Origin of the sequence: Kaistella polysaccharea (assembly GCF_020410745.1) — a bacterium.
Classification (GTDB): domain Bacteria; phylum Bacteroidota; class Bacteroidia; order Flavobacteriales; family Weeksellaceae; genus Kaistella; species Kaistella polysaccharea.
Genome location: NZ_CP084528.1, coordinates 1,262,678 through 1,283,564, shown reverse-complemented (window position 1 = coordinate 1,283,564; position 20,887 = coordinate 1,262,678). Strand labels below are relative to the sequence as shown.

16 protein-coding genes are annotated in these 20,887 nt (G+C 36.6%); 9 read left to right on the top strand and 7 right to left on the bottom strand.

Annotated elements, in window-relative coordinates; genetic code table 11:
- Complete coding sequence (locus tag LC814_RS05860; RefSeq protein WP_226065690.1) at window positions 1–999, top strand: MlaD family protein; 999 nt, start codon at window positions 1–3, stop codon at window positions 997–999.
- A gap of 151 nt (window positions 1,000–1,150) precedes the next feature.
- On the opposite strand, the gene LC814_RS05855 is transcribed toward LC814_RS05860, so the two are convergent.
- On the bottom strand, window positions 1,151–1,717 hold the full coding sequence (locus tag LC814_RS05855; RefSeq protein ID WP_226065688.1) for a hypothetical protein: 567 nt from the start codon (window positions 1,715–1,717) through the stop codon (window positions 1,151–1,153).
- Window positions 1,718–1,775: 58 nt separating this feature from the next.
- Complete coding sequence (gene hutH, locus LC814_RS05850) at window positions 1,776–3,275, bottom strand: histidine ammonia-lyase (RefSeq protein ID WP_226065686.1); 1,500 nt, start codon at window positions 3,273–3,275, stop codon at window positions 1,776–1,778.
- Window positions 3,276–3,466: 191 nt separating this feature from the next.
- Here hutH and LC814_RS05845 point away from each other — a divergent pair, with 191 nt between their 5' ends.
- Both LC814_RS05845 and uvrC read left to right on the top strand, forming a co-directional pair.
- Window positions 3,467–5,281, top strand: coding sequence for a hypothetical protein (locus LC814_RS05845; RefSeq protein WP_226065684.1), 1,815 nt, complete (start codon window positions 3,467–3,469; stop codon window positions 5,279–5,281).
- Between the two features lie 102 nt (window positions 5,282–5,383).
- The gene (uvrC, locus tag LC814_RS05840) at window positions 5,384–7,180 is read left to right on the top strand and encodes an excinuclease ABC subunit UvrC (protein ID WP_226065682.1); all 1,797 of its coding nucleotides are present in this window, start codon (window positions 5,384–5,386) and stop codon (window positions 7,178–7,180) included.
- Here uvrC and LC814_RS05835 read toward each other — a convergent pair.
- Both LC814_RS05835 and LC814_RS05830 read right to left on the bottom strand, forming a co-directional pair.
- Entirely contained in the window at window positions 7,177–8,259 is a 1,083-nt protein-coding gene (locus LC814_RS05835) for a putative type IX sorting system protein PorV2 (RefSeq protein ID WP_226065680.1), read from the bottom strand. The two genes, uvrC and LC814_RS05835, sit on opposite strands and share 4 nt — an antisense overlap.
- Window positions 8,256–9,152, bottom strand: coding sequence for a DMT family transporter (locus LC814_RS05830; RefSeq protein ID WP_226065678.1), 897 nt, complete (start codon window positions 9,150–9,152; stop codon window positions 8,256–8,258). Before LC814_RS05830 ends, LC814_RS05835 begins: the two co-directional genes overlap by 4 nt.
- Window positions 9,153–9,472: 320 nt before the next feature.
- On the opposite strand from LC814_RS05830, the gene LC814_RS05825 reads away from it, so the two are divergent.
- The gene (locus tag LC814_RS05825; protein ID WP_226065676.1) at window positions 9,473–11,101 is read left to right on the top strand and encodes an acyl-CoA carboxylase subunit beta; all 1,629 of its coding nucleotides are present in this window, start codon (window positions 9,473–9,475) and stop codon (window positions 11,099–11,101) included.
- A 21-nt stretch (window positions 11,102–11,122) separates the two neighbouring features.
- Window positions 11,123–11,725, top strand: a complete 603-nt coding sequence (locus tag LC814_RS05820; RefSeq protein ID WP_226065674.1) for a hypothetical protein — start codon at window positions 11,123–11,125, stop codon at window positions 11,723–11,725.
- Window positions 11,726–11,797: 72 nt separating this feature from the next.
- Here LC814_RS05820 and LC814_RS05815 read toward each other — a convergent pair whose 3' ends face one another.
- Window positions 11,798–12,307: a YceI family protein gene (locus LC814_RS05815; RefSeq protein WP_226065672.1), complete on the bottom strand. Its 510-nt coding sequence runs from the start codon at window positions 12,305–12,307 to the stop codon at window positions 11,798–11,800.
- A gap of 112 nt (window positions 12,308–12,419) precedes the next feature.
- On the opposite strand from LC814_RS05815, the gene LC814_RS05810 reads away from it, so the two are divergent.
- The 3 genes from LC814_RS05810 to LC814_RS05800 all read left to right on the top strand — a co-directional run bounded on the left by LC814_RS05810 (window position 12,420) and on the right by LC814_RS05800 (window position 15,845).
- The gene (locus tag LC814_RS05810) at window positions 12,420–13,136 is read left to right on the top strand and encodes a phosphatase PAP2 family protein (RefSeq protein ID WP_226065670.1); all 717 of its coding nucleotides are present in this window, start codon (window positions 12,420–12,422) and stop codon (window positions 13,134–13,136) included.
- A gap of 105 nt (window positions 13,137–13,241) precedes the next feature.
- Complete coding sequence (locus tag LC814_RS05805; RefSeq protein WP_226065668.1) at window positions 13,242–15,383, top strand: S9 family peptidase; 2,142 nt, start codon at window positions 13,242–13,244, stop codon at window positions 15,381–15,383.
- Window positions 15,384–15,386: 3 nt separating this feature from the next.
- Complete coding sequence (locus LC814_RS05800; protein ID WP_226065666.1) at window positions 15,387–15,845, top strand: DUF1801 domain-containing protein; 459 nt, start codon at window positions 15,387–15,389, stop codon at window positions 15,843–15,845.
- A gap of 172 nt (window positions 15,846–16,017) precedes the next feature.
- Here the strand turns inward: LC814_RS05800 and LC814_RS05795 are convergent, their stop codons facing one another.
- Complete coding sequence (locus LC814_RS05795) at window positions 16,018–16,566, bottom strand: L-threonylcarbamoyladenylate synthase (RefSeq protein WP_226065664.1); 549 nt, start codon at window positions 16,564–16,566, stop codon at window positions 16,018–16,020.
- A gap of 149 nt (window positions 16,567–16,715) precedes the next feature.
- Between LC814_RS05795 and LC814_RS05790 the strand changes: the two genes are divergently transcribed.
- Window positions 16,716–17,735, top strand: a complete 1,020-nt coding sequence (locus LC814_RS05790; RefSeq protein ID WP_226065662.1) for an LLM class flavin-dependent oxidoreductase — start codon at window positions 16,716–16,718, stop codon at window positions 17,733–17,735.
- Between the two features lie 110 nt (window positions 17,736–17,845).
- On the opposite strand, the gene LC814_RS05785 is transcribed toward LC814_RS05790, so the two are convergent.
- Window positions 17,846–20,884 carry a sbcc family protein gene (locus tag LC814_RS05785; RefSeq protein WP_226065661.1) on the bottom strand — a complete coding sequence of 1,013 codons (3,039 nt, stop codon included), beginning with the start codon at window positions 20,882–20,884 and terminating at the stop codon, window positions 17,846–17,848.
- Between the last annotated feature and the right edge of the window lie 3 nt (window positions 20,885–20,887).

The window sequence follows — 20,887 nt, the reverse complement described above, 5'->3', positions numbered from 1 at the left end:
ATGGCAAAATCCTCCAATAAAATGAGCGTCGGAATATTTGTAGTCGTTGGGACAATTTTACTTGTCACCGCGCTCTATTTCGTAGGTAAGCAACAGCACTTATTTAGCAAAAGCATCAAATTATATTCTGTTTTTGCAGATGTAAGCGGATTGCAGCTGGGGAATAATGTGCGTTATTCTGGCGTGAATGTCGGAACGGTGAGCAAAATAGAAATGACTGCCGAAGGAAAAATTACAGTAGAAATGTCTGTGGATGAGCAAGCTGCACGATTTATCAAAAAAGATGCGGTTGCAAGTATTGCTTCAGATGGTTTGGTGGGAAGTATGGTCGTTAATTTAGTTCCCGGAGAAAATGAAGCGGCAAAGCCCGTCACAGCTGGAGATCGTATTATTGTGAAAAGTAAAATTACCGTTGATGAAATATTGGAAACTTTCGGCAAGACCAATGAAAGTGCCGCTTTGATCACTTCTGATTTGGCAAAAATTACCCATAAAGTCGTCGAAGGAAATGGGCCGTTGGGTGCATTGTTAAGTGATGCCGATTTAGAAAATGATCTGCGACGTTCCGTATCTGCCCTGAAAAGAACCGCAGAAGGTACCAATATCGCAATGGCTAAAGTGAATGCAGTAATTTCTAAAATCAATTACGATCAAAGTGCAGCGGCAGTTCTTTTGAGTGATCCAAAATCTCGACAACAAATTCAGGATGTTTTTACCAATTTGGAGAAATCCAGTCAGGATATTAATAAGGTGTCAAAAAGTTTAGATAGTTATGTGAATGAAATTAAAAATGGAAAAGGCTCCTTAAATTATATCGCTAAAGACGAAGGTTTGGTAAAAAACATAGATTCTACAGTTATTAATGTGAAAGAGGCGACTGATAAATTAAATCAAAATATGGAAGCTCTAAAACATAATTTCTTATTCCGCGGCTATTTCAGGAAATTAGAAAAGAAAAAGAAAAAAGAAGCAGAGAAAATAGATACTTTAAAATTATAAGTATTCTCGACGAAAGTAAGAATGTAAAATATTCAAAAAAATAAACTGCAGACCTTGATTTGCAGTTTATTTTTTTGTTGTTAATGTTTACTTTATTTAGAATTTAATCGAATAAATTTCTCTTCTATTTTAAATATTTTTTGGTTTCTGATTAATCTTTTGTTCCCCAAGGTGCTTCAGGCGTCGCAACCGGTTTTGTTAAATCGAATTTTATCGTAAACAATCGATCACTTCCGATTCTTCTGAGATTATAAGTGAAGTGATCTGCTTCTAGGGTAAACCACCAAACGTTCGTCGCAGCTTTCGGTAAAAGTTCTGCTGTATAAGCGTCGGCGGGAAACATCTGTAAATTATCTAAACCAACATTAGAACTTGTGCCGCCGTACTGCGTAGATTTTTCTTCGGTACCATCTGCGTTTCGGTGATCATGTTTCAACCTTAAAATTTGAGCCTCATTTTTATGCAAAACCCACGTTCGCGATTTATCATCGCCCACGAAAAAGGGAATTCTGATATCATTCGGCGCACAATTTCGTACGTGCATGACTAATTTTTTTCCGGTGAATCCGTCACCCGCAACTCCACCGGAAATAATTTCTCCTTCAAATGCTTTTCCGCAGTGAGACTGAAGTTTATTCCAAAATACCTCAGACGGCTGCGAGTTTTGAGCAATTAAAAGAAAAGGTACAAAGAGGAAAATACTTAATAATTTTTTCATTTTTTTGGTAAAACATTTTATTGTGGAAAGAAAAGGAAAATGTCCCAGGAAACTAGGATCATTTAGTTAAGGTCACCTCAAACTCCTGCGCTCTGATCAACTCTGCAATCGCCAGCATATCTTCACCAATTAAACGATCGTTTTCTAATTTGGCCACTTTCGTTCTAATTAAAGAATAGGCATTTTCGACATGTTTACCACATTTTGCGGGACGTCGGAATTCTAAACCTTGAGCCCCAAACATAAGTTCTACCGCAAGAATGTTTTCTAAATTCCCTAAAACCTGGTTGAATTTTCGTCCCGAGATACTTCCCATCGACACATGATCTTCCTGACCTAAGCTCGTAGGAATTGAATCTGCGGAGGCGGGAAAACACAAGGTCTTATTTTCTGTAACCAAAGCTGCTGAAGTATATTGCGGAATCATAAAGCCTGAATTTAAACCAGAACTTTCGGTCAATAATCTTGGTAAACCATATTTCCCCTCCAGCAAAAGATAACTTCTTCGATCGGAAATATTACCAAGTTCAGCCGCAGCTAACGTTGCGTAATCCAAGGGTAAAGCCAATAATTGTCCGTGGAAATTCCCGCCTGAAATCGATTCTGCAGCACTTAAAATAATGGGATTGTCGGTAACTGAATTCAGCTCAGTTTCAGTTAAATTTTTTAAATGTTCAAAAGCATTTCTGCTTGCGCCATGAACTTGTGGTACACATCGCATAGAATAAGGATCTTGTACACGGTCGCAATATTCGTGGCTTTTCAAATTCTCAGAATCCTTCAGGAATTTCACCATTCTGGCAGCTACTTTTTTACTTCCAACAAAAGGTCGAATGTCATGAAGTTCTTTTTTGAAAGGACTCGCTGAGCCACGATAGGCCTCTAAACTTAAGGCCGCAGTTAAATCTGCTAAGTCAAGTAAGTAGTCGAATTTATATAAACCTAAAATCGCGTGTGCTAAAATAAACTGTGTACCATTAATTAAACCTAAACCTTCTTTTGGACCGAGTTCCAGAGGTTCGATATTATTTTCTGCAAGAACAGCTGCAGCGTCTCTGATTTCGTCACCTTGCCAAACTTTACCTAATCCTAAAAGAGGCAAAACCAGATGTGCCAAAGGTGCTAAATCACCAGACGCACCAACGGAGCCTTGTTCTGGAACTGCAGGAATAATGTCTTTTTCGAGCATTAAAATCAGGCGTTCAATAACGCCTAAAGAAACTCCTGAAAATCCTTTTGATAAAGCGTGGATTTTCGCAATAATCATTACTCTGGATAAATCTTTTGCTATGGGTTTTCCGACGCCAACGGCGTGTGAAATAATTAGATTGTGTTGTAAAAGAGCAGTTTCTTCTTCGGAAATTTTGACATCGCAGAGTGGTCCAAAACCTGTATTTATGCCGTAGACCGTACGATCGGATTCTACAATTTCCCGAACGTTTCGCTGTGATTTTAAGATTTTTTCCTTTGCTTCTTCGTTAAGTTGTGCCTTTTTGGGATCGTCCAAAATGGCGATTATATCTTCGATGGTAAATTCATCGATACCGTAGATTTTCATTTTAAGATTTTGCCTAAAATTACACCTTTTTTAAGAATCTGTCAAGCAAGAACGAGTTCATTGTTTGACGTGATAAATGTCATATAAACAAATGCTATTAAATGTATTATTCAATGCATAATTAAAAATTATAACCTTAATTTTGAGGGTTATTCTGATAAAAAGTAAATAAAAACAATCAATTCATTAACATGGATAAAAATAAAACACTACATAATTTTCACATTCCCGTCATGGGACTTGCCTACACCATCGACAGCCCGCTTCGTGTGGCACATTACGGGATTTCATCTGTAATCTCTATTATGGATGATGAACTCATCGAAAAGATGAACCGCTTTTATCATACTAAAAACGAAATTAATTATTCTGAAATTTCCCCAAAAACTGAGGATTACCGTGCCAAACGCATTACTGCCTATCTCGATATGATTCAGTATGTTGTTCAGGAAAAATTTAAAACTTTTAAAGAGGATTTGAGTACAAGTAGGGAAAAACTTGATGAGTATATCGCTATCCTTCCTAATAAATCTGACGTTAAAAAAGGACTTCAAAATTTACGGGAGCAAAAAGAAAATTTTACAGAAAATATCAAAAGTTTTCTGGATAATAACTTGAGTGCGGGAAGTATAGATGTGAATATCATGACCAAGGTAGACAAAGATAATTTCAATAAAAAAGTTCAACTGCCCATTATTTTTAATGATGCGCACGTTTCTTTACGAGGTTTTGCCAACAGTAAACTGAGTTCATCTGTCGTATTGTCTGCAGGAATGAATCCACGGTTGTACAGTTATCTGGAAACTTTCGCCGATTTTTTACCTGATGAAAATGGTATTCTAAAAAAGAAAATCATTTTGAAAGTAAGTGATTTTAGATCTGCAATGATTCAGGGAAATTTCTTAGCTAAAAAAGGTCTTTGGGTTTCCGAATATCGCGTAGAATCTGGTTTAAATTGTGGTGGTCACGCTTTCGCAACAGAAGGATTGCTTTTAGGACCCATTATGGAAGAATTTCTACAAAAGAAAAATAGCCTTATTGCTTCTGCTCACGAATTGATGGATAAAGCCTTGGAGCAAAAACAAATCCAAACTTTGGCCGAACCGCTGGCCATGAAAATTACGGCACAAGGTGGTGTAGGAACAGCCGAAGAACATGAGTTTTTATTAGAAAATTATAACCTCGACAGCATCGGGTGGGGTTCACCGTTTTTACTCGTTCCCGAAGCGACTTCGGTAGACCATGAAACACGTGAACTATTATCGAAGGCGAAAGAAGAAGATTTTTACCTGAGCGATATTTCTCCGTTGGGCGTACCTTTCAATACGGTGAGAGGAACAACAAATGAGGCCTTAAAAAAAGAGAAAATTCTTCGGAATAAACCGGGCAGTTCTTGCCCCAAAAAATTTCTGGCTTTGAGCAAAGAGTTTTCCCCGGAAGGAATTTGCACGGCATCCAGTAAATATCAAAAAATCAAATTAAAAGATTTAGATCTTCTAAAAAATGATATTACCGACCGTGATTTTGAAAATAGAAAGCGCCGCATTACCGAAAAATCTTGTCTTTGTGTTGGACTTGGGAACTCTTCTTATCTGGAAAAAGACATTTCAGTGAAAGGAGAAAAGCAAGGCGTGGTTATTTGTCCCGGACCTAATCTGGCTTATTTTGATAAAGAAGTCTCACTCGCCGATATGGTTCAGCATATTTACGGAAATAAAAATGTGATGTCTGCTGATAATCGTCCGAATATATTTATTAATGAATTAAAATTATATGTGGATTATCTGAAAAACGAGATGGAAGAATTCTCTGAAAGTTTTACAAATGCGCAGGTTAAAAAATGGAAGAACTTCCAGATTAATTTGTTGGATGGAATTTCCTATTACGAAAACCTTTTCGCGAAATCCCACTACTTTAAGACAAATTCCCGCACGATAGAAACGCAGCTTTCTGAGTACAAAAGAAAGATATCAGCACTTATAATTCCGGAGAAAATTACCGCGTAATAATCTGATAAATTTTATGATTCAGCTCGTCTTCATGGCGGGCTGATTTTCTTTTTCAGAAATCTCTTCTTTTCCTAAGAAGCAAATACTTAATTTTGTCTGATGAATGCGGATTTAGAACTTCAATTAAAAACTTTACCATCAGACCCAGGTGTTTATCGGTATTATGACAAATTAAATCAGCTTCTTTACGTCGGAAAGGCGAAAAATTTAAAGAAAAGAGTTTTATCTTATTTCAATAAAAACCAGGCTGGTTACCGCACCAGAATCATGGTAGCTAAAATTTTTCGCTTGGAAACGACTGTTGTAAATAGTGAATACGACGCGCTTCTGCTCGAAAATAATCTCATCAAAGAGCATCAACCTTTTTATAATGTGATGCTGAAGGATGATAAAACGTATCCCTGGATTTGCATTAAAAATGAAGATTTCCCGCGTGTTTTCATGACTCGTAATAAAATTAAAGATGGCTCAGAATATTTTGGACCTTATGCGAAAGTGCGTCCCGCCAAGTTTCTACTGGATACCATTAAACATATTTATAAAATCCGGACGTGTAATTTAAATCTGGCTCCCGCTAAAATTGCGGAGGGAAAATACCGTGTTTGTCTGGAATATCACATCAAAAATTGTGAAGGTCCCTGCGAAATGCTGGAAATGAAGGAGAGTTACGACCGCAAGATTGAAGCTATTCGGGGTATTATTAAAGGAGATTTCCGTATTGCGAAGGAATATCTGGTCAATCAAATGATGAGCTTCGCCGAGAATCTTGAATTTGAAAATGCCCAGATGGTGAAAGAAAGGATGGATTTGCTGGATAATTATCAGGTAAAACATACGGTAGTAAATCCCAGCATTAATGATGTTGATGTTTTTGGAATGACGAGTGATGAGACCGCCGCCTATATTAATTATTTTAAAATTCAGAACGGAAATATTATACAGAGTTTCACTACAGAAATTAAAAAAATTCTGGAAGAATCTGACGAAGATATGTTGGAAGAAGCCATGATTGAAATCCGCCAGAAATTTAATTCTGATTCTAAAGAAATTTTAATTCCTTTTCATTTAACATTAGAAATTCCGAATGTAAAATTGATCGTACCGAAAGTGGGCGACAAAAAGCGAATTGTAGAACTTTCGGAAAAAAATGCGAAAGAATACCGCATTGAAAAACTGAAGCAGGTTCAAATTATAGATCCGGAAAGACACACGAACAGAATTATGGCTGAGATGCAAAAGTTGTTGCGAATGCCTGAAGAACCGCGTCATATTGAAGGTTTTGATAATTCAAATATTCAGGGGACAAATCCAGTTTCAGCATGTGTAGTTTTTAAAGATGGAAAACCAAGCAAAGCAGATTATCGAATTTTTCATCCGAAAACAGTAGTGGGTCCAGACGATTATAAAACCATGGAAGAAGTTATTTATCGCCGCTATAAAAGGCTGTTAGATGAAGCTGAACCGTTGCCACAACTTATTTTAATTGATGGTGGAAAAGGCCAATTATCTTCTGCCGTAAAAAGTTTAAAACTTCTTGGTCTTTATGGTAAAATCACCATAATCGGGATTGCAAAACGCCTGGAAGAAATTTATTTCCCGGAAGATTCCATTCCATTATATCTGGATAAGAAATCTGAAACGCTGAAAATTTTACAAAGAGTTCGAGATGAATCCCATCGTTTTGGCGTAAAACATCACCGAACGCGACGGAAAAATTCAACCATCAAATCTGAACTTGAAGAAATTCCGGGTGTTGGGGTGAAGACGATTGAAATGTTGCTGCAGAAACTAAAATCGGTAAAAAGGGTAAAGGAATCTAATTTGGAAACTTTAGAGGAAATACTGGGGCAATCGAAAGGTAAAATGGTCTGGGAATATTTTAATTCCGGCTCTTAGTTTCGGAAATCGCCCATGTCGAGCTTCAAAGAAAAAAAGTTGGAGTAGAAATTAGATCCGCCAATTCCTGAATTTGTAATGGCATAATCCAATGTTAAACCCTGATATTTAATCCCAATTCCAGCACTTGGTTGGAAGGAAATTTTTCTTTTTAAATTTTCAATATCGGTAATGTTTTGAAATCTATTCACACCAACACGCACAAACACCATATCCTGAAATTTCAGTTCTGCACCCGCATAAGGAGTTATGCTGGCAAAATCTGTTGAAATGACCGCTGCTGTTTTTGCAAAATCTACATTAATTCCGGCTTCGGGAAGAAGTTCCAGATCACGGTTAAGTTCGAAATTTCGGCTGAGTCCTAAATTAAGTTTGGGCATGGTAAGCTCCATTTTATCTTTGGGCGCAGGATTAAATTCTTCACCATTTACAACCGCTGAAAGTTCTTTTTGATTGACCGTCCAGAAGTTTACGGTTGTTGTGGCATCCTTTAAAACGGCGCCGTAGTTCCAGCCTGAGTCGGCGTGGTAAATCGCGCCTAAATCAAATCCAAAACCATAACCACTGGCGAATTTACCTACATTTCGATAAACGAGTTTTGCATTCACACCAAAATCTAACCGCTGATCTCCTCCTGGATGAAATGCGTAAGAAACCAAAGCTGCGTAATCCGACTGCGAAAAACTGGTGATTTTGTCATAATCAATATTTCCTTCGGGATCAATTAATTGAGTGGTATTCAAAATGTTATCAATACCGAGACGAACAATTGAAATTGCGAACGCGCCGCCTTTATTATCCACTGGTTTTGCAAAAGCAAGGTAATCATACTTGGCAATAGATTCGAAATATTCAGCATGCATTGCCGCTCCCTGCCAATCACGTTCTACTCCAATTAAACCTGCAGGATTCCACATGGGAGAATACACATCATTCTGGCTGGAAATTACGGCACCACCCATTGCGAGTCCTCTCGCACCAGCACCTATACTTAGAAATTCATTTGAATATTTCCGCACGATTTGCGCTTCAGAAATAAATCCGAAAAACAAAAACGCAGCAAATAATATTTTTATCATGAATCCTGTACTTTTTTGGCGGCCGTACTTTTTCGAGCCTTTAACACCCCATTTACGATAATCGCAGATATCATAACCACAGAAGCGCCATAAAATATTGGACTCATCTGCTCAGATTCACCAAAGATAAAAAAAGCAAGGATAATCCCGTAAACTGGTTCTAAATTTACGGTGAGAATCAATGTAAATGGGGAAATATACTTCATCAAATTTACAGATTCTAACATTGGATACGCGGTAAAAAAACTTGCCAGTATGAGCACTAAAGTAAGGTCACGCATGCTTATTTCGTGAAGTTGAAAAAGTTGACCGGTGAAGAGGTAAAGAACAGTGAGAATGGCGCACCCAGAAAAGATTTCGTAAAATATAATATTTCCAGAGCTTGTTTTACCAAATATTTTGCCGTTAAATACAGAGAATATAGTTCCGAAAAGAGCTGTTAAAATTCCATAAAAAATACCTTCTTTATACTGAAATTCGGTCTTGAAGATTAATCCCATACAGATTAAAATAACTACGCCCATAATAACTTCAGAAACATCAATCTTTCTTTTGAAAATCAAAGGTTCTAAAACAGACGCAAAGAGCGTTGAAAGCGAAAGACAACTTAATGCAATTGAAACATTGGAAACTTTAATAGAATAAAAAAAACAGAGCCAGTGAAACGCCATAAAACCCCCGATAACGCTTAACTGCAAAAATAACTTCTTTGAAATTTTCAAACTCTCTTTTTTAAAAAAACGGATGAAAATAAACAGAAAGAGCGCAGCGAAAAACATACGGTAGAAGACCAGAATGCTGGCATCGGCATGAATAAGTTTCCCTAAAATTGCGGTAAAACCCCATAAAAAAACGATAAGATGAAGACGAAAGAGGGCAGATTTTTGAACCACTATTTTTATTTTTTTATACTTCTTGCAAAGCTACAAATCCCATTTAGATATTTGCGTAAAATATGCATTTCAGAAGCGAAAAACCCTAAAAATCTCTACAACTTTTAGGGTCCTTCAAATAATAAACTATTAAAAAAATAAAACTAGGAATTGAATAACTTCAACTTCTAAAGGGTAAACGTAAATTTTTAGTCTTTATTTTTTTCTATAATGTTAAAAAATGCTAAATGTTCACTGAGTTAAAAATCAGCACTCGTAGTCTCGTTTTTTACAACTATTATAATTAAAAATCTTACCTTTAAACCAAATTTTTTCACCTTATGAATTTAGAGTTTAACAAAAGAGAAGATCAGAATAAATTAAAATTAGGCGCTATCAACAGCTTATTGAGTGAAATCAAAAAAGGTGGTGGCGAAAAAAGATTGCAGAAGCAGCGAGATGAAGGAAAACTTACGGCGCGCGAACGCATCGACTATCTTCTTGATAAAAATTCTGATTCTATAGAAATTGGAGCCTTTGCCGGATATGAAATGTATGAGGAGCAAGGCGGTTGTCCCAGCGGTGGTGTTGTAGTTGTGATGGGTTATGTTTCGGGGAAGCAATGTTTGGTTGTTGCCAATGATGCCTCGGTAAAAGCTGGCGCATGGTTCCCGATTACAGCGAAAAAAAATCTTCGTGCGCAGGAAATCTCAATGGAAAATAGACTGCCAATTATTTATCTGGTCGATTCTGCGGGTGTTTTCTTGCCAATGCAGGACGAAATTTTTCCGGATAAAGAGCATTTTGGACGTATTTTCCGGAACAATGCAAAAATGAGTTCTATGGGAATTATTCAGATTTCTGCAGTCATGGGAAGTTGTGTAGCTGGTGGAGCTTATCTACCAATTATGAGTGACGAGGCAATGATTGTTGATAAGACAGGATCCATTTTCCTTGCAGGAAGTTATTTGGTAAAAGCTGCAATCGGCGAAAATATCGATAATGAAACCTTGGGCGGAGCAACTACACACTGTGAAATTTCCGGTGTAACCGATTACAAAGCTAAAGATGATAAGGATGCGCTGAACAGAATCAGAACGATTATGAAATCAATAGGCGATTATGATAAAGCTGGTTTCGATCGTACGGAAAGTTTTCCACCCAAAGAAAGCATTGAAAATATTTTCGGTCACATGCCGGTTTCGCGAGGTGATCAGTATGATTCATTTGACATTATTAAATGTTTGGTTGATCAATCTGAATACGAAGAATATAAAGCAGATTACGGTAAAACCATTATTTGCGCGACCGCAAGAATCGATGGTTGGAGCGTAGGAATTGTAGCGAATCAAAGAAAGCTGGTAAAAAGCGGAAAAGGAGAAATGCAGTTTGGTGGCGTTATCTATTCTGATTCTGCTGACAAAGCGACGCGTTTCATCGCCAATTGTAACCAGAGAAAAATTCCGCTTTTATTTCTGCAGGATGTAACCGGTTTTATGGTGGGTAGTAAATCTGAGCATGGCGGTATTATCAAAGATGGAGCGAAAATGGTGAATGCAGTAGCCAATTCCGTAGTTCCGAAATTTACGGTAATTACAGGAAATTCCTATGGTGCCGGAAATTATGCCATGTGCGGAAAAGCCTATGATCCGCGATTAATCGTAGCTTGGCCTTGGTCGGAACTAGCGGTAATGGGTGGAACTCAGGCGGCGAAAGTATTGGCACAAATTCAGGAATCAACCTTAAAAAAACAAGGGAAAGAAATTTCAGATGAAGAGCATCAGGAAATTTTAGATACCATTTCGAAACGATATAAAAAACAAACCGAGCCCACTTACGCGGCGGCGCGGTTGTGGACGGATGCGATCATCAATCCGGTCGATACCAGAAAATGGATTTCTATGGGAATTGAAGCCGCAAATCACGCACCTATTACAGAGAAATTTAATCTTGGAGTTATTCAGGTTTAAAATTCATTAAAAACTCTTGAAATGAAAAAAACTTACACTCTTTTTGCGCTGATCCTATTTATTTTTGGGGCGGCACAATGTACTATTAAAGGACCGGCACAACTGCAGATTGGCGACAAACAAGCTTATTCCATTGCCGAAAAACCTGCAAACTGTACCGATTGTTTCCAATGGGCACACGGCGATCAGAAGATTATTTTGGAAGGGAATACGCAACGTGATTCTTTAATTATCAAAGGAGCAGTTCCTGGTAACGCTATTTTATCTTTGAATGTAAAATCAGCTGAAGGAGTTCTGAAATGCCAGAAAACCATCGAAGTAGTCGCTGGAAAAGAACTTTACCTCAATTCTGAAAAATGTAAAATTGAAGTTTCTTCTTTCAGTTTTGTTAAAAATCCCGAAGGAATAATTGTATTTAAACCATCAGAAACGAATCATGCCTATTCTTATGATTGGACCATTTTTTACGGAGATGGTACAAAACAGACCTCAAAGGAAATAAATCCGCAGGTTAAAGTTTCCGCACAGATGCCCATTGTAAAAGTAGAATTAATAGTGAGTTCAGTACAATGCACAAGAAGAATTGTAACAGACTATCAATCCTATTTCTGGATTACCTATTAATTATATACAAAATTCCTCAAAACAAAAGTTCACCTCAAAAAGGTGAACTTTTGTTTTTTTAGAAGCTGGTAATTATGCTTTAACGAACTGTAATTCGCCCGCGATTTTCACGTCATCGGAAACCATAACGCCACCTGCTTCCAAGGCTGCATTCCAGTTTAAACCGAAATCACTACGTTTAATTTTTCCTTCGAATGAAAAACCTGCTTTTGTATTTCCCCACGGATCTACGTTAATTCCACCAAACTCTACATCAAGTTTTACCGGTTTCGTAACGCCATTGATCGTAAGATTTCCCGTGATTTCGTTATTTAAAGAATCAGTTTCAAATGTAATTTGTGGATTTGCTTCTACGTTGAAAAAATCTTCACTTTTCAAATGCGTATCTCTGTCTGCACTATTGGTATTCACAGAATCTGTCTGAATAGTCGCATTTACTTTAGCGGTTTTAAAGGTATCATCTGCCGCTTCCATTGTTGCGTTAAAGTTTGTAAAAGAACCTTTAACGTTAGAAATCATCATGTGACGTACTTTAAAAGTGATTTCACTGTGACTTTGATCTAAATTCCATTGAGTTGCCATATTTAATATTTTTTGGTGTTAATGATAATGCAAATTTAGGTTACTCACATGCTAATTATGTTGATGTAGGATAATAAATATTTAAATTTTAGATTTGTTCATTCTTTTATTTATGAAAAAAATACTTTTCTTTTGGGTCTACTGCTTTTTTGTAATGTTGAGTCCGGCGCAGAGAAAGGTTACTTTGGTAATCCAAGATAAACCTTTCGACTTCCAGTATAAAAAATTATACGTTCCCGCAGGTTTAATGATATCGGGAATTGTTGCTGATGGCCGAGGCCAGGAATCATTAAAAAATGAAGTTGTAGAAGAGCGAAACGAGCATCTGTTCGGTTTTACAAATCACCTTGATGATTACGCTCAATTTTCTCCCTTAGTAGCTATTTATGGTTTTGAAGCACTGGGCATGAAAGCGCAAACGGACTGGAAAAACCGTACTGCAATCTTAATTAAAGGACAGATCCTCAATTTGGGCTTAGTGTATATCCTTAAGAAAACTCTTAAAGAAACGCGTCCTGACGGCACCGCATATTCTTTTCCTTCAGGCCATACTGCGAATGCTTTTGCAGGTGCAACGATGCTTTCGATAGAATATGGCAAAAACCATAAGTGGGTGCCTTACGTTGCTTATGGCGTTGCAACATCGGTGGGCGTTATGCGAATGGCAAATAATAAGCATTATATTTCTGATGTGCTTTTTGGCGCAGGATTAGGAATTCTTTCAATGAAAGTCGCGTATTGGACGCATCAGTATCAATGGAATAAACCCAAATCTGATCAAGATCCTTTGGCTGTACTGTACAAAAGTTCGGCAAAAATAAGAAACTAAAAAATACCAATTTTATTTATTAATTTTAACGTCCTGTAATGCAATCTATAATGTTTAATATATCTACAGATTGTATCATTGATTTATAAACCCTATTAAAAACACATGAAAATAGCTAAACTCTCTTTATTATTTCTTTTTCTTGGAAGTTTTCTTTTCGCGCAAAATCAAAAATTTACTATTGCTGAAGCCGTAAACGGGTTAAGAAGCAATCTTGCCGTGAAAAACATTTCGCAGTTTTCCTGGGCTGATGATGGCAAATCCTACTATCAGTCGGCAAAAAACGCCTATATGGTTACGGATCTCGCGAGTCATAAAGGCGACACATTGGTTTCGCTCTATCAGCTGAATAAAAATTTAGATCTTGACAAAAAATTAAAAACTTTTCCGCGAATTACTTTTATCACCAAAGACAAAGGATATTTTACGCAGGATTCCAATTATTTCTGGGTGGAACGTTCGGGTAAAGATTGGAAAGTTCGTGATTGGATTAACATCGATAAGGAAGCGGAGAATATAGAAATGCTCAGTGATAACGAAGGATTTGTGTACACTGTTAAAAATAATTTATACCTCAACCGCAATGGAAAAATTGTTGCAATCACCGATGACAGTGAGGAGAATATTGTAAATGGACAAGCGGTTCATCAACGGGAATTTGGGATTGAAAAGGGAATTTTTATCTCCCCGGATAATTCTAAAATCGCCTTTTACAGAATGGATCAAACTATGGTAGGCGACTATCCGATTATCGACTGGAGCGTGGTTCCGGCGGTGAATAAAAATATTAAATATCCAATGGCGGGAACACCATCTCACCATGTAACTTTAGGAGTTTACGATATTAAAAGCAATACCAAGAGATTTTTAAATATCGAAGGGGACCCCGAACAGTATCTTACTGCGATAACTTGGAGTCCCGATTCTAAATCTATTTTTGTAGGCGTGCTAAATCGGGATCAGAATGATATGAAAATGAATCAGTATAATGCACTGTCGGGAAACTTCATCAAAAAACTTTTCGAGGAACAGTCTGATAAATATGTGGAACCTCAACATCCCTTATTATTTTTCCCCAATTCAAATACCGATTTTATCTGGCAAAGTCAGCGCACCGGATACAATCATCTTTTCCACTATAATGTAGATAAAGGTTTGGTCGCGCAGCTGACTAAAGGTGATTGGGTCGTAACCGAAGTGCTCGGATTTAATGAAAAGAAAAAAGAAATTTATTATGTTTCTACACAAGTATCGCCGCTCGAAAGACATCTTTATAAAGTGGACTGGACGAATTTTAAAACCCAGCGACTTGCCCAAGGTGTGGGAATGCATACCGGAATATTGAGTAAAGATGGTAGTCAACTGTATGATTTTTACAGCAATGCCACTACGCCCCGAGTCGTAAATGTTATCAACACCAATACCTTGAAAACCAGAAACATTCTGAGTGCTGAAAATCCGTTAAAAAATTACGACAGACCGGAAATAAAAAATGTCACTTTGAAAGCAGATGACGGAACACCTTTATACGGTAAAATTATTCTGCCAACCGATTTTGATGCGAACAAAAAATATCCGGTAATTGTGTATTTGTATAATGGTCCGCACGCGCAGTTGGTAACCGATAGTTTTCCGGCTTCAGGGAATTTGTGGTACGAATTTATGGCGCAAAAAGGATACATCGTTTTCACCATGGATGGACGAGGTTCTTCTAACCGCGGATTAAAATTTGAACAGGCCATTTTTAGACATGCGGGTGAAACCGAAATGAAAGATCAACTGCAAGGAGTTGCTTATTTGAAATCTCTACCTTACGTAGATGCCGATCGGTTGGGAATTCACGGTTGGAGTTATGGTGGATTTATGACCACGAGTTTTATGTTGAAACATCCAGACGTTTTCAAAGTAGCAGTAGCAGGAGGTCCCGTGATCGACTGGAATATGTATGAAATTATGTACACCGAAAGATATATGGATTCTCCACAAAATAATCCGGAAGGTTATAAACAGGCCAATCTTTTAGACAAAGTTCAAAACCTAAAAGGACATTTATTGATGATTCACGGAGCTCAGGATAATGTCGTGGTTTGGCAACATTCCATGAACTTTTTAAAGGCAGCGGTAGATCATGGTGTGCAGATGGATTACTTCGTTTATCCGGGACATGAGCATAATGTTTTAGGAAAAGACAGAGTTCATTTGATGCAAAAAGTGACTGATTATTTTGATGAATATTTGAAGAAATAAAATATGAAAATCGAGGTAAATTCTGTGGAAGAATATTTGAATCAAGTTCCGGAAGAAAGAAAAGCTTCTTTCCGAAAATTGTATGAAACTGTTTCTCAAAATTTGCCTCCTGGTTTTCAGGAGCAGCTCAGCTACGGAATGATTGGCTGGAGTATTCCACTGGAAACTTATCCGCCTGGTTATCATTGTACGCCAAATACACCTTTGCCTTTTATTAATTTGGCTTCTCAGAAAAATTTTATTGCACTTTACCACATGGGCATTTATGCCAATCCAGAATTATTAAACTGGTTCGTAGCAGAATATCCAAAATATTCTAAAAGAAAATTGGATATGGGAAAATCATGCATTCGCTTCAAGAAATTTGAAGATATTCCGTTTGAACTAATTGCGGAGTTGTGTCAGAAAATAACTCCACAAGATTGGATTACTTTATATGAAAGGGAATTTAAAAAGAAGTAAGCAATTGCTTTTTGTGACCTTTTATGCAGTATAATTTCAATTAGTAATCATTAAACTTTTGTGACTTTTGTGGTTGAAAACAGTTTCACACATTATCTTTTATGAACTTTTATGCATATAATTTTCACCTTAGTAATCACTAAACTTTTGTGGCTTTTGTGGTTCAAAAAAATTATTCCCGAATAACCTTAATTCGTCCATCATTCCAAATTCTAATCACCGAAGAACCCGAGTGTTCCGAAATTTTATCATGGTTTTCTTCGGCCACAAATTCTACAGAATCAATAATTTCCTGAGAAATATCTGAAAATTTCATTGGCGATTTTTCACCACTAAAATTCGCTGAGGTTGAAACCAAAGGTTTATTTAATTTAGTAATAATCTTCTTTAAAAATAAATCATTGACTAACCGAATTCCAATACTTCCATCTTCAGCCAATATTTCTTTCGGTAAACCTTTCGGGTTATCATAAATTAAAGTTACCGGTTTTTCCGACAAGTCCATAATTTCCCAGGCCATTTCGGGAACTTCAACCAAATCTTCCAAACGTTTTGCAGATTCTACCAAAATGATCATCGACTTGTTTTTCTCCCGTTTTTTGATTTCAAAAATTTTATTGATGGCTTCAATATTGGTCGCATCGCACCCGATTCCCCAAATAGTGTCGGTAGGATAAAGGATGGTTCCGCCGGATTTTAAAGTTTCGATGAGTTTTTCCATGGGTTATTTATGGTGAACTTTTTTAAAATTTCAATAGATGCAAAAGTAATTAAAAATTTGAAGTTTATTTTTAAGATCGGTTCTTATCATTCATCAATGCTTTTAAATTTCAATTAAAGTAATTTTGTAAAATCAAAAATCAAAGTGTTATGGAATTAGGAATTGGAATGTTTGGTGACTTAGCCGTTGACCAAAATACCGGAAAATATAAAGATGCGGGCGTTAAAATCCGCGAAATTTTAGGTCAGGTAAAATTAATGGATGAAGTCGGAATCGACGTCTTTGCCATGGGAGAACATCACCGCCAGGATTACGCAGTTTCATCGCCGGAAATGCTTTTAGCTGCGGCGGCGAGCATTACGAAAAACATCAAATTAGCAAGTGGAGTAACTGTTTTAAGTTCCTCAGAACCTGTAAAGGTATATGAGGATTTCGCAACCTTGGACTTAATTTCTGATGGTCGTGCTGAAATTTTCGTGGGTCGTGGCAGTTTCACCGAATCTTTTCCCTTGTACGGATATTCACTTAATGATTACGAACAACTTTTCGATGAAAAACTGGACCTTTTGCTTAAAATAAATTCCGAAGAAAACGTTTCCTGGACAGGAAAACTTCGGGCACCTATGAAGAATCAGACGGTTTATCCAAGGGCTAAGAATGATGGCAAACTCCCAATCTGGCGAGCCGTGGGCGGAACACCACAATCGGTCTTAAGTGCCGCGAAATTAGGAATGCCGCTCATCGTGGCAATCATTGGCGGAATGCCGCTTCAGTTTAAAAGTCTGGTCGATTTTTATAAGCAAGAATATCTGGCCGCCGGTCACTCAGAATCTGACATGCAGATTGCCGTTCATTCCCACACTTTTGTAAGTGAAGATCCGAAAGTAATTGATGGATACTTTGAAAATTATAAAGCACAAATGGACCGAATTGGCACGACCAGAGGTTGGGCACCTTACACCAAAATGCAGTACGACGGTGGAAGAAGCAAAGACGGCGCATTATTCATCGGGAATACCAATGAAGTTGCAGACAAAATTCAGCAGGTGAAAGAGATTTTCGGTCTCACCCGATTTATCGGGCATATGGATGTTGGCGCACCGGAAAATGACGTTATGATGAAATCAATTGAACTGTTCGGTGAAAAAGTAGCACCTTTGGTTAGATAGATTTTCAATAAAAGAAATATATAAAAAAGGCGGGTTTTACCGCCTTTTGTTTTATTGAAAATTTTGATCTGAATAATTTTTTTATTCCGTAAGATTTCTCCGCCCTCAAATTAAATTACTTCGATTAAACTTCCCCTTTCCTCATCTTTTGTAATATTCAGGGAAACCGGCATTTTCTCTTTCAGTTCCTCAACGTGGGAAATTATTCCCACAATTCTGTTCTCTTTCTGAAGATTGATTAATGTTTCAAAAACCACGTTCACCGATTCCAAATCCTGCGTTCCAAAACCTTCATCGATAAAGAAAAAATTCTTTTCTGCCTTCGCATTTGACTGTACACTTTCGGCGAGCGCCAAAGCCAAACTCAGCGAAACCTGAAATGCTTGACCGCCAGAAAGCGTTTTTACACTTCGGCATTTTCCCTCATTCAGATAGTCGATAATTTCAAAATCATTATTTTCATTCAGTTGCAAACTAAGTTGATTTCTCGTCATGCGATGAAACCGAATATTGGCGTGATCACACAATTGTCTTAAATAAATAGAGGAGACAAACTGCACAAAACCTGCTCCTTTAAAAAGATTAAACATCACTTTCAGATCATCTGACCGTTTCTGAAGTTTCGCTAAATTTTTTAATAAAGTTTCTTTTTTCTTAAATTCTTTCTCCAGTCTTTCGAGGTCAGCATTTGTTTTTACGACCGCGTCGTTTGCGATTTTTAATTGATGTTCAGCAGTTTGAAATTGAGTTTCAACCTTCGTAAATTCTTCTTCATCAAAAGAAAAGCATTTCAGTTTCGAAGTCAATTCGTCAACACTGTTCTTTAAAGTTTCAAATTCGATCCTGAATTTCTGAATTTGATTTCTGGATTCTGTGACCTTAATATCCTGCGCTAAAATGAGTTCAACCTCTTTGAAATCAACAAAATTTTGAGTTATTAAAGATTGACTTAAAAGCTTTTCGTTATCCGAACTTTCTTTTTCTAATTCACCAATTCTTTTTTCTAAATGATCGACACTTGTTTTTTGTGCAGCGAACTTGGGCGAAATTTCCTTCTCCTTTTCAACCAACTGCTTGTAATTCCTTTCTGTTTCAAGATTAAGTTTTGATAATTGCTGCAAAGATGCTTCGACGTCATTTATTGATTTTTCCTCAAAATCATTCCAGTTTAAGACTTTAAGATTAGAAAGATTAGAATTAATCTGCGTTTCTTTTTGTGCTTCTTTAAGTTTAAATTCTTCCAAAACTTTGCTGTATTTTTCCAAGGTTTCCCTCTCTTTCTCATGGTCTTTCTGCTTGCTTGAAATGGATTGACCTAATTCTTCAATTTGCTTTTCGATACTAAAAGACTGTAGGCGTTTCTGCTCAAATTCAGATTCATTTTCGGCTTTAAATTCTTTCCAGATAAAATTTTGCTGATGCTTATCAAGTTGAATTTTTATTTGGCCGAGTGTTTCCTGTTCCGCATTTAACTGTTCTTCAAAAGTTTTTTTGCGATAAAGGATTTTCTCAATTTCAGCTAAATTCTTCTGAAGTTCTTTCTGTTGATTTTCCGCATTTTCAATTTGTTTTAAAATTGAATGCAGTTCAGATTCAACATCTTCGAAAGCAACAATATTCGGGTGTTCTAAAGCGCCACAAAGCGGACAGGATTCGCCATCGTGCAAATCACTTGAAAAATGTGCTAACTTTTGTTGAACTTCCAGATGCGTTCTTTTTTCGGAAAGTTCTTTTTTTACAATTTCTAATGCTTTATTTTTTGCATTGAAATCTTCATTAAATGTTTCAACATTAATTTTAAAAGGTTTTAATTCAATTGAGATATTACTGATTTTGATTTGAAGTTCTTCAGTTTTTTTAGTTTGAATTCCCAGATTTTCTTTCAGTTTTTTGTTTTCTGAAAACCAACTTCCAACAGTTACCAAAAGATTCGAATCTAATTTTTGGCCTTTTAATAACTCTGATCTCTCAGAAAGATCTTTAATATTTTGCTGAATGTTTTTAATGTTTTGCTCAACTTTTTTTACCTGTTCTGAACCATCTTTAGTACGAGTTTTTAGTGTTTTTATTTCTTCCGAAAACTGCAACATTTGCAAAATTAAGTTCAAATCATTTTCCTGAATTTTGGATTCATTTAATGCTTCATATTTTGGAAGAATTAACTTTAACTGTTCAGTGAGCGACTTGACTTCAATTTCAATTTTCTTTAAAAGTTCGTCCTGATTTTCTTTTTCTTTTTTCTGGGCTGAAATTTCTTTTTGTAGTTTATTTTTCTCTAAAACCAACGGATTGAAAATTCTAAAAACCTGGTCAAATAATTCGGTTTTAACCTCTAAAGCATCGATTGCGGATTTTCTCTCCGATAATTTTGTGAAGTCTTCTTTTTTCTGTTTCAGAATTTGAAAGTCTGTTTTTAAATTTTTAAGTTGTTGATAATGTTGATCAATTTTTTTAAAATTGTTTTCAGTTTCATTAAAATGAATTTTCTCCAGTTTTAATTTTTCAGTTTGAGTTAAAATGTGTTCTTCAGTTACTTCTTCAAAACCTTTTAATTCACCTTCTAACTGATCAAGTTCAGATTTATTTTTAGTGTTTAATGCGGCAACATTATTTTGCAAATCAAAACGATGAAGGCCAAAAATTTCCTTCATCATATTGGTTCGTTCCGTGGCACCGAGTTCGATGAACTCTTTAAACTGACCTTGTGGAATAATGATGGTCCGTTTGAAATTGGCGTAACTCAATCCAATTATTTCTTCCGTACTGGAACTTTCCAGCGGAATCCAGTGCTCGTCTTTCCATTCATATAAAATCACATTTGGAGATTTTACATCTTCGAAATTTTTAGAATTCCTCTTAAATTCTCGGGTTGCCCTAAATTTTTTATTTTCAAAATTCATGAAATCAAACGCGATAAACGACCGGTTAGATTTCAGATTCATCATGTTGTAAGCACGCTTGTCGCGGGAATTCAGCCTTTCAGTTTCGCCATAAAGTGCAAAGGTAATCGCTTCTAAGATTGAAGATTTACCCGAACCAACGGAGCCGAAAATTCCAAATAAACCGGCGTCTGTCAATGTTGTAAAATCGATTGTTTGGCGCTCCTGATAAGAATACAAACCTTCTAAAGTTAATTGAATAGGAATCATTTT